General features: G+C 70.7%; 11 protein-coding genes and 1 tRNA gene. 11 read left to right on the top strand and 1 reads right to left on the bottom strand.

Translation table 11 applies throughout. From position 1 onward, the window contains the following. Nucleotides 1-32 precede the first annotated feature (32 nt). On the top strand, nucleotides 33-1,277 hold the full coding sequence (locus tag IPV09_RS01190; RefSeq protein WP_207473083.1) for a cutinase family protein: 1,245 nt from the start codon (nucleotides 33-35) through the stop codon (nucleotides 1,275-1,277). Between the two features lie 372 nt (nucleotides 1,278-1,649). Here the strand turns inward: IPV09_RS01190 and IPV09_RS01195 are convergent, their stop codons facing one another. Next, entirely contained in the window at nucleotides 1,650-2,015 is a 366-nt protein-coding gene (locus IPV09_RS01195; RefSeq protein ID WP_207473084.1) for a VOC family protein, read from the bottom strand. A gap of 27 nt (nucleotides 2,016-2,042) precedes the next feature. On the opposite strand from IPV09_RS01195, the gene IPV09_RS14525 reads away from it, so the two are divergent. The 10 genes from IPV09_RS14525 (at nucleotide 2,043) to IPV09_RS01245 (ending at nucleotide 16,469) form a co-directional block, all read left to right on the top strand. Continuing rightward, entirely contained in the window at nucleotides 2,043-2,852 is an 810-nt protein-coding gene (locus tag IPV09_RS14525; RefSeq protein WP_207473085.1) for a helix-turn-helix domain-containing protein, read from the top strand. A gap of 211 nt (nucleotides 2,853-3,063) precedes the next feature. Further along, nucleotides 3,064-3,149, top strand: a tRNA-Leu gene (locus IPV09_RS01205). A gap of 291 nt (nucleotides 3,150-3,440) precedes the next feature. Then, complete coding sequence (locus IPV09_RS01210) at nucleotides 3,441-3,818, top strand: hypothetical protein (RefSeq protein WP_207473087.1); 378 nt, start codon at nucleotides 3,441-3,443, stop codon at nucleotides 3,816-3,818. A gap of 3 nt (nucleotides 3,819-3,821) precedes the next feature. Beyond that, nucleotides 3,822-4,613 carry a hypothetical protein gene (locus IPV09_RS01215; RefSeq protein WP_207473089.1) on the top strand — a complete coding sequence of 264 codons (792 nt, stop codon included), beginning with the start codon at nucleotides 3,822-3,824 and terminating at the stop codon, nucleotides 4,611-4,613. Then, complete coding sequence (locus IPV09_RS01220) at nucleotides 4,610-5,998, top strand: AarF/UbiB family protein (protein WP_207473092.1); 1,389 nt, start codon at nucleotides 4,610-4,612, stop codon at nucleotides 5,996-5,998. The genes IPV09_RS01215 and IPV09_RS01220 overlap by 4 nt, the downstream gene beginning before the upstream one ends. A 170-nt stretch (nucleotides 5,999-6,168) precedes the next feature. Further along, entirely contained in the window at nucleotides 6,169-9,312 is a 3,144-nt protein-coding gene (locus IPV09_RS01225; RefSeq protein WP_207473093.1) for a hypothetical protein, read from the top strand. Between the two features lie 2 nt (nucleotides 9,313-9,314). Further along, nucleotides 9,315-13,373, top strand: a complete 4,059-nt coding sequence (locus tag IPV09_RS01230) for a hypothetical protein (protein ID WP_207473095.1) — start codon at nucleotides 9,315-9,317, stop codon at nucleotides 13,371-13,373. Nucleotides 13,374-13,423: 50 nt separating this feature from the next. Beyond that, a complete protein-coding gene (locus IPV09_RS01235; RefSeq protein WP_207473097.1) occupies nucleotides 13,424-14,413 on the top strand; it encodes an alpha/beta hydrolase in 990 nt (329 codons plus the stop codon). Further along, entirely contained in the window at nucleotides 14,410-15,807 is a 1,398-nt protein-coding gene (locus tag IPV09_RS01240) for an alcohol acetyltransferase (RefSeq protein ID WP_207473099.1), read from the top strand. The genes IPV09_RS01235 and IPV09_RS01240 overlap by 4 nt, the downstream gene beginning before the upstream one ends. Continuing rightward, nucleotides 15,804-16,469: a DUF6320 domain-containing protein gene (locus IPV09_RS01245; RefSeq protein ID WP_207473100.1), complete on the top strand. Its 666-nt coding sequence runs from the start codon at nucleotides 15,804-15,806 to the stop codon at nucleotides 16,467-16,469. The genes IPV09_RS01240 and IPV09_RS01245 overlap by 4 nt, the downstream gene beginning before the upstream one ends. Nucleotides 16,470-16,474: the final 5 nt, after the last annotated feature.

The raw sequence follows: 16,474 nt of genomic DNA on the forward strand, positions 1-16,474 counted from the left end.
CCCGACCAGGGCTGTCGGGTTGAATGGACGACGTGAGGTTCCTGCCTGCCCTGACCCGACGAGCCGCAGCCACCCTGCTGGCGACCGCCCTTGCGCTGATGGGGGCCGTCGGCGCGGCGACACCAGCGCCGGCCGCTGACGCTTGGTCCGACCCGCCGGTGAGGTCCAGCCAGGCCGTGGGGCAGCCCTGCGCCGACTTCCTGTTCGTGGGAGCCCGAGGCTCAGGTGAACCCGACGGCTATGGCAGGACCGTCACCGGCGTCCGTGACGGGCTGGCGAAACGCTGGGACCGCTCCGGCACCGTGCGCCAGGTGTGGCTGGACTACCCGGCGGTGGCCCCGCAGACGCTGGGTGAGGTCAACGTCGAGGACCTGCTGTTCGCCCAGCCGATGCCCTCGACGGAGTACTTCGACTCGGCCGACGTGGGTGGCACCCGGCTGGCGGCGATCATGAATGACTCCTTGCGGCGCTGCCCCAATGAGCGCATCATCCTGGCCGGGTTCAGCCAGGGCGCGCAGGTGATCACCCGGGCCATGGCGCTGACGAACCCCGACGACCGGTTGGTGGCGGCCATCCTGCTGGGCAACCCGAGCCACTACCCCGGCCAGAACGTGCGCGAGCTGTCCGGCTCGGCGACGGCGGAGGCGATCGGACTGGGCGCCTACCTGTACCTGATGCGACGGCTGGGTGCCGAGGCGCCGAACCGGCAGACCGCCGTCGAGACGATGCTGCAGGTGACCTTCGACATGCACGAGGGCAAGGTCGACAGTGCCGCGATCCGTGAGGCGATGAGCGCGGTGAGAGCCGAGATCCCGGCGAGCAGCTATGCGGCGACCTACTCGGTGTGCGAGGCGGGCGACATGGTCTGTGACGCCAGCCAGCCGATGGGCCAACTGCTGGTGGGGGCCACCACGATGACCGATGAGATCAACCGGACGCGCCCGATCCACCTCGGCTACCACGGGGCCGCCATCGCGGCAACCCTGGACTCGGTCGACCAGGCCATCGACCAGGTCGACCTGTCCCAGACCCCCACTCCCGGTCCTGTGGTCACCGAACCCGAGCTGAGCACGCCGTCCCGGCTGGAACGCCCGACCTGGGTGATGGCCGCCTCGCTGGCCGGACTCACCCTGCTGGGCGGGTTCGTGCTGGGTCTGCTGCGGGGGCGGGCGATCGGTCGGGCGGCAGCGACCCAGGCGTTCCGGGAGCGGTTGAAGCGCGGCGCACAGAGCCACGGCATCGAGGGCCACGACAGCGAGGGCCACGAACCGAGTTGAGGTGGGGCTGCCGACCTGAGTTCGTGGCGCTGGTGCCAGACATTCAGGCGAGAGGCGTCCGTTGACCTGACATTGTGACGCTGGTGCCAGAAATGCAGGCAAGAGCCCTCCGCAGCACCGGACATCGTGGCGCTGCCGCCACAAACGCAGGCGAGACGCCTCCCCAGCACCGGACATCGTGACGCTGCTGCCAGAAATGCAGGCAAGAGCCCTGCGCGGCACCTGACATCGTGGCGCTGGTGCCAGAAATACACGCAAGAGCCCGGCGCGGCACCGGACATGGTGACGCTGCCGCCACAAACGCAGGCAAGAGGCCTGCGGGGCAGCAGACATCGTGGCGCTGCCGCCACAAGTTCCAACCCCGGGTGACCCTCAGCCCCAGTTCTTGGCGTCCGTGAGGCAGAACGGGTGCCCCGCAGGGTCGATCAGTACCCGCCAGGTCTCGCCACCCTGCGGATCTGCCACGGTGGCACCCAGTTCCACCGCCCGCGCCTCGGAGGCCGCTACGTCGTCACAGGCGAGGTCCAGGTGGAACTGCTTGGTCCCGTTGGGGTTCGGCCATTGCGGTGGCTGGTAGCCGTCGACCCGTCCGAAGCCGAGGGCGTGGTCCGGCCCGACGAGCATGGCGTAGTCGTCGTCTGCGGCCGCCACCTGCCAACCGAGCAGCCCGGACCAGAACTCGGCTTCGGCCCTCGGGTCCGAGCAGTCGATGGTGAACATGCCAATTCGTGTCGTCATGGGTCCAAGGCTCCTACGATCGGTGCTGTGGCGGCTTGGACGAATGCGACACCACGCGGTGTCATCCTGCACCGCGACAGCCATGACCGCGCGATCGACCGACAACGGTTCCGCCCCGGGCCAGCTGTCTCCTGTCTGGTGGACAGCTACTGGACCCTGCACTGGGATGTCGAGCAGTTCGGTTCCTCACTCGTGCCGCACTTCTCGTCCAACCTCACCCTCGAGCACGGTGGCGCCCGTGGGCTGGGCCCCGGTCCGGTCGTCACCGGCGTCCCGAGCCGGCGGTTCGACGTGGACCTCAGCGGTTCGGGATGGGTGGTGGGGGTGAAGTTCCATCCGGGAGCGTTGGCCGGGTGCTCGGCGGTGGCCGCCCGGGAGTTGACCGACCGGACCGTGCCCGCGTCCGACGTCCTGCCCCGCGGGGTCACCGAGGACTTCGCTGCGGCCGCCCGGGCCGGAACCGAGGATCTGGACGCCGCCCTGGCGCCGCTCGTCGATCGGGCTGACGACGTGTGGGCGGGCGTGAAGGACCTCGTGGACCTGGTCGAGCGGGACGCCTCCATGACGACCGTCGCGGCACTGGCCGATGCGGGCGCGATGACGGTTCGAGGTCTGCAACGCCGATTCGCCCGCTACGTCGGGTTGTCCCCCAAGCAGGTGCTGCTCAGGGCGCGACTGCATGACGCGGTGGCCGCCCTGGACGAGAACCCGGAGGCACCGCTGGCCGACCTCGCCCACGATCTGGGGTTCTTCGACCAGGCGCACCTGACGCGGGAGTTCACTGCCTTCGTGGGTGTGCCACCCAGTGCCTATCGGTCAGGACAACCAGTGCGCTGACGTGGCGCTGGTGACTGATCCGTCCAGCAGGATGCCTCAGGACGGGGATCCAGACGCGTATGGCGGCCAGCAGCGGCTTCCTGAGGCATTCTGCTGGGCCGACGCCCCCACAGGAGAGCCACTCCACAGCTATGAGAGGGCCCACGGACGCTCGATTGGCATGCCGCGATTGGCCCGTGCTATCGTTTCCGGGCTGGTGAAAACCAGCAACGCGCGAGTGGCGGAATGGCAGACGCGCTGGCTTCAGGTGCCAGTGTCCTTCGGGACGTGGAGGTTCAACTCCTCTCTCGCGCACCACCTGAACCCCCGGTTGACCAGTTCATATGCTGGTTGGCCGGGGGTTCTGTTTTGAGTTCGCGCGGTTCGCTCCATCGTGGCGCGACCCGAGACTCTCGGGACATTGTTTTCAATTGACACGGCCGGTCGGCGAGAGGACGCTTGGAAGCAGCATGGCCTTGCTGAATTGCGTGCCCTCACCATAGTTCGGCGGCAGCGGCGTCGACCGCCCGCCCCGAACTCCCCTCCGCACACGCGGCAGCGGACCCGCCCCGACGACGAGGCGGTCCACCACTCCTGAGGAGTATCACCATGGGCTTCTACGTTGACGACCTGTACATCCACCGGGTCCCCAAGTTCAAGTGGCACGACAAGTTGACCAACCCGCCGACGGTCCCCGAGACCTCCCCCATCATCCGTGTGACGGCCCTCTCGCCGCAGCTCGCTCGCGTCACCGGGGGCGGCGCGGGAGGCGGCGGCGACGTGGCTCTTCCCGCCGACGACACGACCCTGTACACCATCCCGACCCCCATCACCCCGATCGTCACCCCCGTGGGGCGCCTGGAGTTGGCTGACCTGGTGTTGGTGCGCGAGAACCTCAAGGTCACCCTTGAGGCCGTTGAGCGTCAACTGGAGGAGATGAAGCCGACCGAGGAAGAACTGAAGTACACGCGCAAAGTCCTCGGTTGACCGGTGTCGATTCCCCCAGCTGGTGAGCGCCTGGCGCGCCTGAGCCGCACAGCGGCCATCCGTGCCGCGGCGCTCACCAGTTGGGTCGACCCCGAGACCCTGGGCACCGCGGCCCTCGCCGGTGTGCTCTACCGCGCCGGCGGCAGCACGCCGTCGGTTCACGTGGACGAGCGCTGGCCGCACCTGCTGCTCCGCCGTGCCCAGCGCCACGTGCGCCACCGCCTGGTCGACTATGCGCGCACCTCGACCGAGGGATGGATGAGTTGGACCCGGACCGACGCCGACGTCGTGGCACTGGTGCACAAGGTGTACCTCAGCCCGGCCGTCCCCAGCCTCACCGACGTACTGCCCAGCGCCTTCGACATCGCGACCAGCCTCCAGGTGCCGGCCTGGAAGGTGGGCGCCGATCTCGCCGGGATCCACCGGGCCGACAAGTTCGTCCTGTACTTCGCCTCCGCCGAGGCGGCCGACGATGCGGCCTCCGTTCTTGCTGAGCACCTCAGCCTCGTGGCCCCCCAAGGGGTGCCGTTCACCGCACAGGTCGGCAGCACCGGCATCGTATCCCGCGGCATCGACCGCAACGCCACCAGTTGGCGTGCCGTGGTCTGCCGCAGCCTGGCCGACGCGCTGCTGGCGGCCCGCGCCCGCAACGGCACCGCCACCGCGCCCGGGAGGGTCGTCGACGAGGCCTACGCCTCCCTCACCCGGGACGGATTCGACACCCGCGGGTGGCTTCCGGTCGCAGCCCCCCAGCCGGCCGTGCCCCAGACGGCCGACGTCGGAGCAGTCCCGTGAGCATTGTCGACATCCAGTTCCGCCTGCCCGAGGACGTGGAGGCAGTCCCCGACCCGGGCGGGTCCGAGGTGATCGCCGCGCGGCCCGGCAGCCGCTTCCCGTCGCAGGTGCTGTCCGCGGACGCCTGGACGCTGCTGGAGCTCTTCCGCCAACCCTCGACGTTGTCGGCAGCCATCATCGGCTACTGCGAGGCCCACGGCGGTGACCCGATCACCATTCTGGACGAGGCCTTCCCGGTGCTGGTCGCCCTGACCCGCACCGACCTGCTCGTCCCCGACGGCGACGCCGCCACCGCGCTGGCTCCCCGCCACGCGACCGGGGAGCGGGTGGGCCCGGCACACCTGGGCGTTCCGATCAGGGTGCTGCGGGACGGCGAACTCTGGGACGCTACCCTCGAGGACGGCTCCGCGGTGGTGGTCAAGGTGATCGACGAGCCGACGTCCGGCCCCGAACTGTTCCTGCGCGAGACGACCGCGCTGCGGCGCCTGGCCGGTGGGCCCGTCCCGGACGTGCTCTGGGAGCACGCGCAGGCGACCGGGGGCGTGCTGGTGCTGGGTTGGGTCGACGGTGACCCGGCCGACCTGGCCGCCCTCGACGCGTCCGGGACGCTGGACGCTGCCGCCGCCATGACGATCGTCCTGTCGACCCTCGACGCCTACGTGGCGATCCACGCCGCCGGCGTCTGGCACGGCGACATCCACCCGGGCAACGTCCTGGTCGACGCCCGGGGAACGGTGGGCGTGATCGACTTCGGCATCGCCGAGGTGACCGGCGCCGGGCTGGGTCCGGCACCACGCACCGCCGGCGGTGAGCAACTGGACCCGCAGGCCGCCGCCGCCCTGCTCCACGACCAGGCCCCTGCCCCGCTCGATGCCGCCGCCGAAGTCTTCGCGTTGGCCACCCTGGCCTACCGCATCCTCACCGGATCAGCGCCGCTCGACCTGGAACTCCCCCGGTCCCAGGCGCTGGAGGCGATCATCGCCTGCCCGCCCCGGCCGTTCAGCGACGTGGGTCGTCCCCCCTGGCCCGCCGTGGAACAGGTACTGGCCCGCGGGCTGGCCAAGGACCCGGCGCACCGACCGGAGAGCGCCCGACAGTTCCGCGACGCCCTGGCGCTCGCGGCCGCCACGTCAGTGCCCGCCACCTCGGTGACCGACGCGTCCCCGGGGCCACCGGTCGGCGAGGACGGTGAGACCCGGCTGGCCGAGTGGGACGTGGACGCCGAGCTGTGGAGGACCGCCGATGCCGCCGCAGCGGCATCGGCCAGCGCCGCCCTTCTCGCCATCGCGGCCGCCACCGGCGACGTCGACGCCCACGACCTGGCGCTGCTCTGGAGCGTCCGCACAGGAGCGGGGTCGCCGACCCTTGACGCGTCGGTGCCATAGGTTCATCGTTGAGGAAGGCTTCATCGTTGAGGGAGGCACCCTCGTGATCGGTATGCCTGGCTTTCTGCTGCAGTGAAGCGGCGCCCATGTGCCGCCCGGCCCGGTACGCCGCAGGCCCGTTCCGCCCACGCATCACCTGCGTTCTCGAGACCCCGGAACAGAGGACCGACATGTCGGCTCCACTTCGTCTCATCCGCCCAGAGGACCTGCTCGTCCTGGACGTCCACCTCAGCAACCTGCAGCCCACCGCAGACGGAACGGCCCTGGAACGCATCGATGCCGCCAGTCCTGCCCGGCTGGCGTTCGCGCTGGCACCCCAACACGTCGCCGAACGCGCCTACTACCAGTTCGCGACCTCCGCCGAGACCCCCGACCCGCCACCAGTCGAGACGCTGGCGGCCGGCCCCAGCAGACTGGTGTTCACCCTGCCGGACGAGGTCGCCTCGGTGCCGCTGACAATGGCGGGCCTGCTCGACTGGAGTCGGCTGCAGCCCAGCCTGGCCCCGGGGGCGCTGCCCCCGGGAACCCGCTCGGGTCCCCGGCCGCGGGCGCCCGGAGAGGACGACACGGTCATCGAATTCCCCTACCGGCTGCTGCTCAGCCCCGTGGGTGAGTTCGGTTGGTGGCACCAGCAGGCGCCACGCACCGCCAACGGCCGCACCGAGCTGTGGCACACCCGGCTCGTCCCCGTCCTCGGGGGCGCCGCCGACCCGTCCTCGACCACACCGGTCCCGCTGCGGGCCCTGTTCGTGCGCCCCGAACCCGACCTGTTCACCTCTTCCATGTCCCGGCCCGACCTGGATGACCTGGTCACCCTCACCTCGGACTTCGCGAACGGCCCCCGCCGGCCGCGCATCGGCGGCGGCGCGCAACTGCAGCAGTGGGCCCGCCGCTTCCGCGAACTCGTCCGGGGCGGCCCGATGGTGCCGCCACCGGTCCCGTTGGACGGTGAGCAGGTGCTGTTGACCAGTCTCGGCGCATCGATGCGGCTGCGCGGCAGTTTCACCTTCCCCCGCGACGACCAGAACCCGGACGAGCTGGTCAGCGCCGGGGTCACCGTGCCGCAACTGGTCCGCTACGTCCACGTGTCCGGGCTGGGGCGCGACCAGCACGTCGAGGTGGTCCGCCGCGGGTTCGTCGACACCGGTCACCGCGCCGTCATCCTGCGGGTCACCGAACGCCACTACGACCCGGTGCAGATCGGCACTCGGGTCGGCCGCTACGGGGTCTACGGCGTCTTCGGGACCCACGGCTACCTGCGGCAGTACTACCGCGTCTTCATCACCCAACCCGTGCTCGACTACGCCGCCCTGGGCGCCGGCTATCCCCACCACGGGCGCGAGATGCCGCTGCGTTCGATCGAGTTCACGACGTTGAGCTCGCCCAAGCTCGACCTGCCCATGGACCCCGGCGCCCGCATCCAGCAGCTGCAGCGCTGGTTTGGGCGCCGGATGACCAGACGCCAGATCCTGGCCCAGGTGCAGGCCGAGCTCGAGGAAGCACTGAACAGCCCCCGATGGCTGCAGGCTGACGGACGCGACGTCACCTTCGGCTTCGTCGGAACCGACTGGCTGGGCCGCCGGGTCAGCGCCGCGCGACCGCTGATGTTCATCCCCTACCGGTCGGTCGGCGCCGTCGGTCCCGTGGTGGCCGAGTTCGGTGCGGGACCGGACAGTCGACGGCGGGCCGAGCTGTCCGGTCAGGTGCTGGCCCTGGCCGACCCCACCGGCGGCGCACCGGAGTCGACCAGCGCTCCGGTATCCTCGCTGCAGTTCGCCCTGGACCCGCGGCGTTCCGGCGCGACCCTGCCCGGCTACATCCCGTCGTGGATGTTCCGGGTCGCCTCGGCCGACGCCACCCTGGAACCATTGCAACGGCTGACCGGTGCCGCCGAGACCCGTCGCGTCGCGCTGACCCCCGAGTACCTCACCCACGGGCTGGACCCGAACAGCAACCCGACCGGGGGCTTCGCCCGGCTCATGGCCGGGGTGGCCACGGTGGCCATGGGCAAGCGCGACGGTGGTGGGCTGTCGGCCCCGAGCATGGACCTCGACACCCTCTCGGCGCGGGCCGGGCTGATGTCGTCCACGCTGGCCGGCGGACTGAATGCGGCCACGCTGGCGTCCCTGTTCGGGGACATGAAGCTGTTCGGCACCGTCCCCTTGAGCAAACTGCTGGGCCCGATCCCGGCCGCGTCGGCGACCCTGTTCGGCAAGGCCGACCTGTCAGACCCCGAACTGGACGCCCTGGTCGCCGACCGCAACGCCCACCTGGAGGTGCCGATCCTGCGCTCACGGGTGCTGCGCGATGGTGGAGGCCTGCCCCTCGGAACCCAGACCCGCTTCCTGTGGAAGCCGCTGCTGCAGGCCGACCCGGGCCTGCAACCGCTGTTCGACGTCGCCGGTGCCACCTTCGTGCTGGACGTGGTGACCACCACCCCGTTGGACGGTTCGGCGCCGCAGGTGCGCGTCCACGGTGAGTTCACCGGCTTCGCGATGACCTTTGCCGACGTGGCCCGGCTCAGCTTCGGCACCCTGCGGTTCATCACCCTGCCCGGACGCAAACCCGATGTCACCGCCGAGGGTGTCTCGCTGGACTTCATCGGAGCCCTGGAATTCGTGAACACCCTGCGCGACCTGCTGCCCGACAACGGATTCAGCGACCCGCCAGCGATCACCGTCGACGAGCAGGGCATCCGGGCCGGGTTCAGCCTGGCCATCCCCACCATCGGCGTCGGGGTCTTCTCGCTGCAGAACCTGGCGCTGTCGGCGTCCCTGTCGGTGCCCTTCGTCGGCAAGGCTGCGGGCCTGCGCTTCGCCCTCTCGGAGCGACACCATCCGTTCCTGGTCACCGTCACCATGTTCGGCGGCGGCGGGTTCTTCGCCCTGGGGGTCAGCGCCAACGGAGTGGAGGAGATCGAGGCGTCCATCGAGTTCGGGGGCAACATCAGCCTCAACCTGGGCGTCGCCAGCGGCGGGGTGTACGTGATGGCCGGGGTGTACTTCGGCATGACCCAGCAGGTCACCCAGCTCACCGGCTACCTGCGGATGGGTGGCCACCTGTCGGTGCTGGGGCTGATCAGCATCTCACTCGAGTTCTACCTCGCCTTCACCTATCGCGCCAAGGGTGGTGGCCGCAGCGAGATCTGGGGGCAGGCGTCGCTGTCGGTCAGCGTCAAGGTCGCCTTCTTCTCCACCAGCGTGAAGCTGTCGGTGGAACGCCGCTTCGCCGGCGCGTCCGGCGACCCCAGCCTCGACCAGGTGATGGACGAGGACGACTGGCAGCAGTACTGCCTCGCCTACGCGGAGGACTGATCATGACCGCCGACCAGATGCTGCAATGGATCGCCCTGCCCCACGGCGTGGACGGGGACGGACGCCCCCGGATCACTGCCTACCTGGCGCCGAGGCTGCGCACCGACGGGAACCGACTGGATGACCTGCCCGACCTGGTCGACTGGCCGGGCCACGTGGCCGGCGCCAGCTGGCATGCCGAGGTGGGCGGGGACACCTTCCCGTTGACGGTCACCAGCCCCCCACCCGACTCCGCACTGTGGGCCGCACTGTTCCCGCCCGAAACCTATCTGCGCCCCTTCGCCTTCGACGACTACGCCGACCGGCCCCTAGTGACGTTCGGGCTGACCCGGGTGTTGTCGGACCTGCGCCGGCTCTACGCCGCAGCCGCCGTCCACGGCACCACCCTGATCCCGATCACCACCGACCGCGGTCAGGAGCCGTTCGTCCCCGGACTCGACGAACTTCTCGGCCCGTTCCTCGGCATCCTGAATGGTCGTCTGGGCGAACTGTCCACCACCGACCAACGCAAGGACGTGGTGCGCAGCTTCCTGGACGCGGCCCGCGGGCAGTCCGCTGCGGTGCGCGCCGGCGGCAACCGGGGCCTGCCCGCCCCCATCGAGCCCCTGCCCGCCGGGGCGTGGAGCGAGGGCGAACGGGCATTGTTCTTCCACACCCGTCCCGAGGTCGACCCGGTCGAGATGCCCGCCGACGGCGGGTTCTACCGCGACGCGGTCGACGTCCACCAAATGTTCGGCGCCCTGGGTGACCACCCCGACCTGCTGCGCCGACTGGGACTGGTCGTCGACCTGGTCGTCGATGGTGAACTGCCCCGGGCACCGGTCGCGGCGCCCCAGTTCGTGGCCGTGGTGGCGACGCTTCCGGAACCGGCCGAACCCGACCTCGTCACCCGCACCCAACTCAACCACCTGACCGCCTACGTCTTCGACGACGTCCCCGACGACGACCCCGACCACGGTCTCGTCTTCGTCGCCGCACGGGCGGTGCCCGACCCGCTGGGCCCGGCCGGTGGCGTCCCGACCGGCCTGGCGCCGGTCCCCGAGACGTCCTTCTCACTGAACCAGGTCGACGTCGACGGCGCCCTGCTGAAGGCGGTCAACCTGGCCGCGACGGTGGCGCGGCCCGCGTCCTCGCCGGCCGAGAAACCCCTCGACCAGCCCGACCGTGCGGGCCTGCCCGCGATCCGCACCAGCGGTCTGGGGCTCACCCACACCGGACGGGCCGCCGACCTGCAGCAGGACTTCACCCGGGCACTGGACCACCACGCCATCGCCGCGCTGGACGCCGTGACCGAGTTGTACGCCGAGGACCTGGTTCGCGGGCACCGGGTCGACGTCCTCGACACGACCGTCTCGGGTCAGTGGCGTTCGCTGCACGCCCGCGTCGTCACCGCCACCGCGGAACGCTACCCCGGCCCGATCGACCCGATGCCCGGGGAGGGTTTCACCACCGTCTCGCTGGCGGGTGCCCCGGTGCCGGCCGGGGCCGCACCCGACCCGGACGGCGAGTTGTACGTGCACGAGGTGGTGACCACCTGGGACGGCTGGAGCCTGTCCGCGCCCCGGCCGGGTGCCGCGCTGAACCGCGACCCCCGGGCACCGGACCCCGACGACCCGCAGACTGCGCCCACCAGGGTGCCCAATGACCCGCACACCAGCATGGGGCTCACCCTCGAGAGCGAGGTCGTCCCGGGCACCCTGCCGAAGTTGCGCTTCGGCCACGAGTACCGGCTGCGGCTGCGCGAGGTCGACCTGGCCGGTCACGGCCCGAGCCTGGCCGAGGCCGACAGCTGGCTGGCCTCACCGGCGGCTGCCACCCCGACGGTGCCGACCACGCGCGGGGCGCCGTACCTGCGCTTCGAGCCGGTCCCCGCCCCGGCCGTCGTCCCGGCGCAGGTGTTCGGCGAGGGCGCCTCGGCGCTGCGACTGGTGGTGCGCAGCGACATCGACCTCAGTGCCGCCGAGTACGCCGCGACCACCGCCGTCGACCTCACCGACCTGGGCCTTGAGCCCTACCTGGACCACGACGACCGCCACATCGCCGCCCCCAAGGCCTCCTTCGAGACCGCAGAACGCCACGGCATGTTCGACACGGTGATGGCCTCCGACGGCTCAGCGCCGAGCGCCGCGCAGGTGGCCGAGGTGCGCGCCGCCTACGAGATCGCCCGCCGCGAGAAGGGATCCTTCGATGCTGCCGGGGCGCCGGGGGCACGGGTCGTCGAGATCCCGGCCAGCGGTGAGCGCCCGCCCGGACGGTACGTGGTGTGGCAGACCCCGACGTTGGAGCTGCCCTACCTGCCCGATCCCCTGGCCGAAGCGGTCCTGTTCCTCGGGCTGCCGGGCACCCCGTCCGAGGGTCTGCGGGTCGAGGTCGCCTCCGAGCACTGGTACCAGCCGCGTCCCTTCCGTCTGCGGCTGGCCAGCGGCGAGGCGGCCACCACCTGGGACGACGAGTCCCGGGTACTGACCGTCCACCTGCCCCAGGCCACGACGCTGCACGCCCGAGGCGTCTCGGTGGTCACCCGACTCGACCTGATGGGCATCCGCGACTGGTGCGAGCGGGAACTGAACGGCCAGGCACTGGACCAGGCCATCGAGGCCATGAAGCAGAACCGGTCCTGGCTGGTCGCCCCGTGGCACGACCTGGAACTGGTCCACGCGGTCCAACACCCCCTGGTCATCCCCCACCTCGAACGGCTGACGGCCTCCCGCTACCGCGCCCAGACCTCGGTCGACCTGTCGGGGGTGGTGCCCGTCGACCCGGCCAGCACCGAGAAGGTTGAGGTGCGTGGTGCCTGGACCGAGTCGGTCGACCGGCCTGACGAACCCGGCCCCCGCACCCTGGCCGGCGCCTCCAGCGCCTTCACCCTGCCGATGTCGCTGGTGGCGACCGGACCCATCGATGACGAGAACGCCCCCTACAGCCTGATCGGCGAGCGAGCGGTCAGCTTCAACACGCCAATGGGACGCGAACTGGGCACCCCACCGGCCCCGCACGAGTTCGGCGACACCAAGCACCGGATGGTCAGCTACACCGCCACGTCGGCGTCCCCGTTCCGCGAGGACTTCCCCGCTGCGTGGCTGTCCCAGCCCGACCGGACCAGCCTCACCGGTGACCCCATCGAGATCGACGTGCCCAGTTCGGCCGATCCGCCCCCACCCGGGGTGCTGTACGCCGTGCCGACCATGGGATGGCGGTCGGTGACCGAGGACGAACGGGTCACGCTGACCCGACGCGGCGGCGGGGTGCGGGTGTGGCTGCGGCGCGGGTGGAACGCCTCGGGCGACGGGGAACTGCTGGGCGTGGTGACCGGACGGCCGGTGATCACCCAGAACAGTGACGACTACGCCCACATCTCCATCCTCAGCGCCGACCCCGCCCGACGTGGTGTCGTCCCCGAGAACCTGGGCCCCGATCTGTTTCGCAACCCCACCACCATCTCCACGTTCCTGCCGCTGCCCGGGGGCACCAGACCGGTGCAGGTGGTCGCCTTCACCCCCACCTTCGACGAGGGCAGCAGGCTCTGGTTCTGCGACATCGACATTGACACCGGCGAGTCCTACCAGCCGTTCCTGCGGCTGGGGCTGGTGCGCTACCAACCCAGTTCCCTGACCAACTGCCACCTGTCGGCACCGGTCGTGGTTGACATCGTCCAGACCCTGCCGGACCGGGTCGCCACGGTCGTGCCCGCCGCCGACGACGCCGCTGCCCGCGACGTGACCGTGGTCGGCCCGTCCTACGACGCCATCGCCGAACCCGGGCAGGTGCGCAGCGACCCCGACGCCCTGGCCCGGATGACGGTCCGCGTGCAGCGACGCGACCCCACCATCGCCGACCCCGACCTGGGGTGGGTCGACGACGACGCGGCGCCCGTGGTGCTCGGTGTGACCCGAGCCGGTGGGGTGGCGACCTGGACGGGACGCGTCGCACTGCCAGAACAGGTGGCGGGGCACCGGCTGCTGATCCTGGAGGAGGAGCGCTGGCCCACCGATGCGGCCACCGGGGGCCCCGAGCGGCTGGTGGCGAAGGTCGTCTACGCCGCCCACGTGCCCCTCGGCTGAGTGGCGCACAACCGCCCGACCTCCGCGCGCGGTGCCCGTACAGTGGCCCCATGGACCATGAACCTGTCGCCGGCGGCCAGGAGCAGCCCGCGTCGTCGGCCCAGGTCAACCCGGTGCTCCGGGCACTGCTCGGCCTGTTCGCCGCCCCCCGGGTGAACATGCGCGAGGACTACCGCAAGGTCCGCCTGCTGCAGCGGCTGGCCGCCGGACCCACCGGGCGCTTCCACACCCTCGACCAGTCGATCCTGGCCACCGACGGCCACGAAATCCCCGTCCGGGTGTTCCTGCCGCGACAGCAGACCCACGACGACGTGCTGCTGTTCTTCCACGGCGGCGGCTGGGTCATCGGCGACATCGACAGCTACACCCCCTCGTGTGCCGCGATGGCCGACGCCACCGGACGCGTGCTGCTCTCGGTCGACTACCGACTGGCACCCGAACACCCGTTCCCGGCCGGTTTCGAGGACTGCCTGCAGGCGGCCACGGTCCTGCTGAAGAACCCGCAGGCGCTCGACCTGGACGACCCCAGCGGCATCACCCTGATGGGTGATTCCGCCGGGGGCAACCTGGCCGCGGCCGTCTCGCTGCAGCTCAGGGAACGCGGTGGCCCGATGCCCAGCCGGCAGGTGCTGCTGTATCCGGCGACGTGGTACGACCACGACCCGCGCACCTCACCCTTCGACTCGGTGCGCCAGTACGGCACCGGCCTGCGCCTGACCGCCGCCGAGGTGCTCGACTACATGTCGCTGTACCAGCCCGACGCCGGGGCACGCCGCACCCCGCTGATCGCTCCCCTGCTGGCCGAGGACCTCACCGGCCAACCCGACACCCTGGTCGTCACCGCCGAGATGGACCTGCTGCGCGACGAGGGCGAGGCCTACGCCGAGAAGCTGCGCCAGGCCGGCAACGCGGTCACCGTCGAACGCGCCCCCGGCTCCTTGCACGGCTTCATGACGCTGCCCCGCTTCGCCAAACCGGTCCTGCGCCTGCACGAGGTGATCAACGACTTCCTGGCCCACACCCCCGCGGTGCGGACATGAACAGCCGCCGCGCCTGGGTGCGCCTGGACAATGCCTCCAACATCTTCCTGGCGGCGATGAGTGACGTCGACACCAAGGTGTTTCGTCTCAGCGCCGACCTGGACGAGGTCGTCGACCCCACCCTGCTGCAGCAGGCCCTGGACACCGTCTTCGACCAGTACGTGCTGTACCACTCGGTGCTGCGTCGCGGCGTGTTCTGGTACTACCTCGAAGAGAGCGACCTGCGTCCCACGGTCACCGAAGAGGTGCTGCCACCCTGCGACCACCTGTACCACTTCGACCGCCACAACCTGCTGTTCCGCGTCGTCCACCACGGCAACCGGATCGTCCTGGAGGTGCTGCACGCCCTGTCCGACGGCACCGGCGCGTCGTGGGTGCTGCAGGACCTGGTCAGCGAGTACGTCCGGCTGCGCCACCCCGACGAGTTCGGTGACGTGCCAGCCCCCAGCGGGGTCAAGCACGGACTGGACCCGGACAGCTTCGGTGTCTTTCACCCGCGCCAGCCCGAGCTGTTCACCCAGGCTGCGCGTCCCGCGCCGCTGGAGGTCGAGGACCAGGTGGCCGCCGAGCAGGGCCCGGACACGCCGCCCGAGGTCGCCGAACCTCGCAAGCACCTGGTCAGCAGCGACCTGTTCCGTCGGGGCCGGCGGCGCGTGCACCGCATCCGCGGCCAGCTCACCCCGGACCACCGCACCCGGCTGGTCGAACTGACCATGGACGTGACCCAGGTGCTGCCGCTGGCCCGCGCCCACGGAGTCTCCCTGACGATCTACCTGACCGCGCTGTTCCTGCACGCGATCCGCGAGGTCGACGGGGCCGCCTGCGACGACCGGACGATGGCGGTGTCGGTGCCGGTCGACCTGCGCCAGCGCTTCGCGTCGGAATCGGCACGCAACTTCTTCGCCACCACCCGGCTCGAGCACTGCCAGCAGGACGACAACTTCACCGCGATGTGCGCCTCGTTGGCCGAACAGTTGGCGGCGCAGACGACCTCGAGCGCGCTGGAGGCCAAGCTGCGCAAACTGATCGGCTTCGAGCACCATCCCTTCGGTCGGCTGCTGCCGCGCCCGATCAAGGACGTGGTGCTGGGCGCGGTGAACCGGCTGAACAATCGCAACCTGACGGTGGCGATGACCAACATCGGCAGGGTCAGCTTCCCCGGACCCGTCGACGCCCACGTCGGTGCGGTCTACCTGGCGGTCTCGGCGGCACGACCGCAGTTCAGCATGGCCAGCCATGGCAACATCCTGACCGTGAGCTTCACCTCGCCGTTCATCGGCACCGAGCACCAGACGGCGTTCGTCCGGGAACTGACCGGCCGGGGGGTGGCGGTGCAGGTCGCGACCAGCAAGGTGACACCCGCCGAACTCAACCCGGGGGTGAGCGTCGGATGAGCCGCTGCACCGCGTGTTCGGCGCAGATCCGCGGGGACTGGGCCAGCTGCCCCTTGTGCCAGGAACCACTTGAAGCGGCTCCCACGGCGGCCCCGTCGACCGCCGCACCGTGGCCGGACGTGCCGCTGCGCTTCGACCGCAGGGTGTGGATGAAGGCCGTGCTGCTGGCCTCGCTGGTGATCATCGCCGGCACGCTGGGAGCGATCGTGTTCATCCCGGTGCCGTGGGTACGGCTGATGGTGATGGGGTTCGCGGCGCTGTGGCTGGTCGGGATCATCACCATTCGCAAGCGGCGCAATGTGGCCAAGACCATCGTCTACCTGGTCGTCGCGGCCTGCGGGTTGTGCCTGTACGCCGACTTCCTCAGCGGCTGGGGGGCGTGGTCGACGACCTACGTGATTCCCATCGTCTGTGGCGCCTCGATCATCGCACTGCTGGTGGCGGTGCGCATTGCCCGGATGCGGCCGGGCGACTACCTGGTCTACTCGTGGCTGACCCTGCTGTTCAGCGTCGTGCCGGCCCTGTTCCTGGCTCTTGGCTGGGTCACCCACACGTTGCCGTCGTGGATCTCGGTGGCGATGGGGTTCCTGATGCTGGTCTGGATGCAGGTCTTCCACGGCGCCGACGTGCAGCACGAGGTCCGCAAGCGCCTGCACGTGTAGGTGCG

This window comes from Tessaracoccus sp. SD287, assembly GCF_017355265.1.
In the GTDB taxonomy this organism is placed as follows: Bacteria; Actinomycetota; Actinomycetes; order Propionibacteriales; family Propionibacteriaceae; genus Aestuariimicrobium.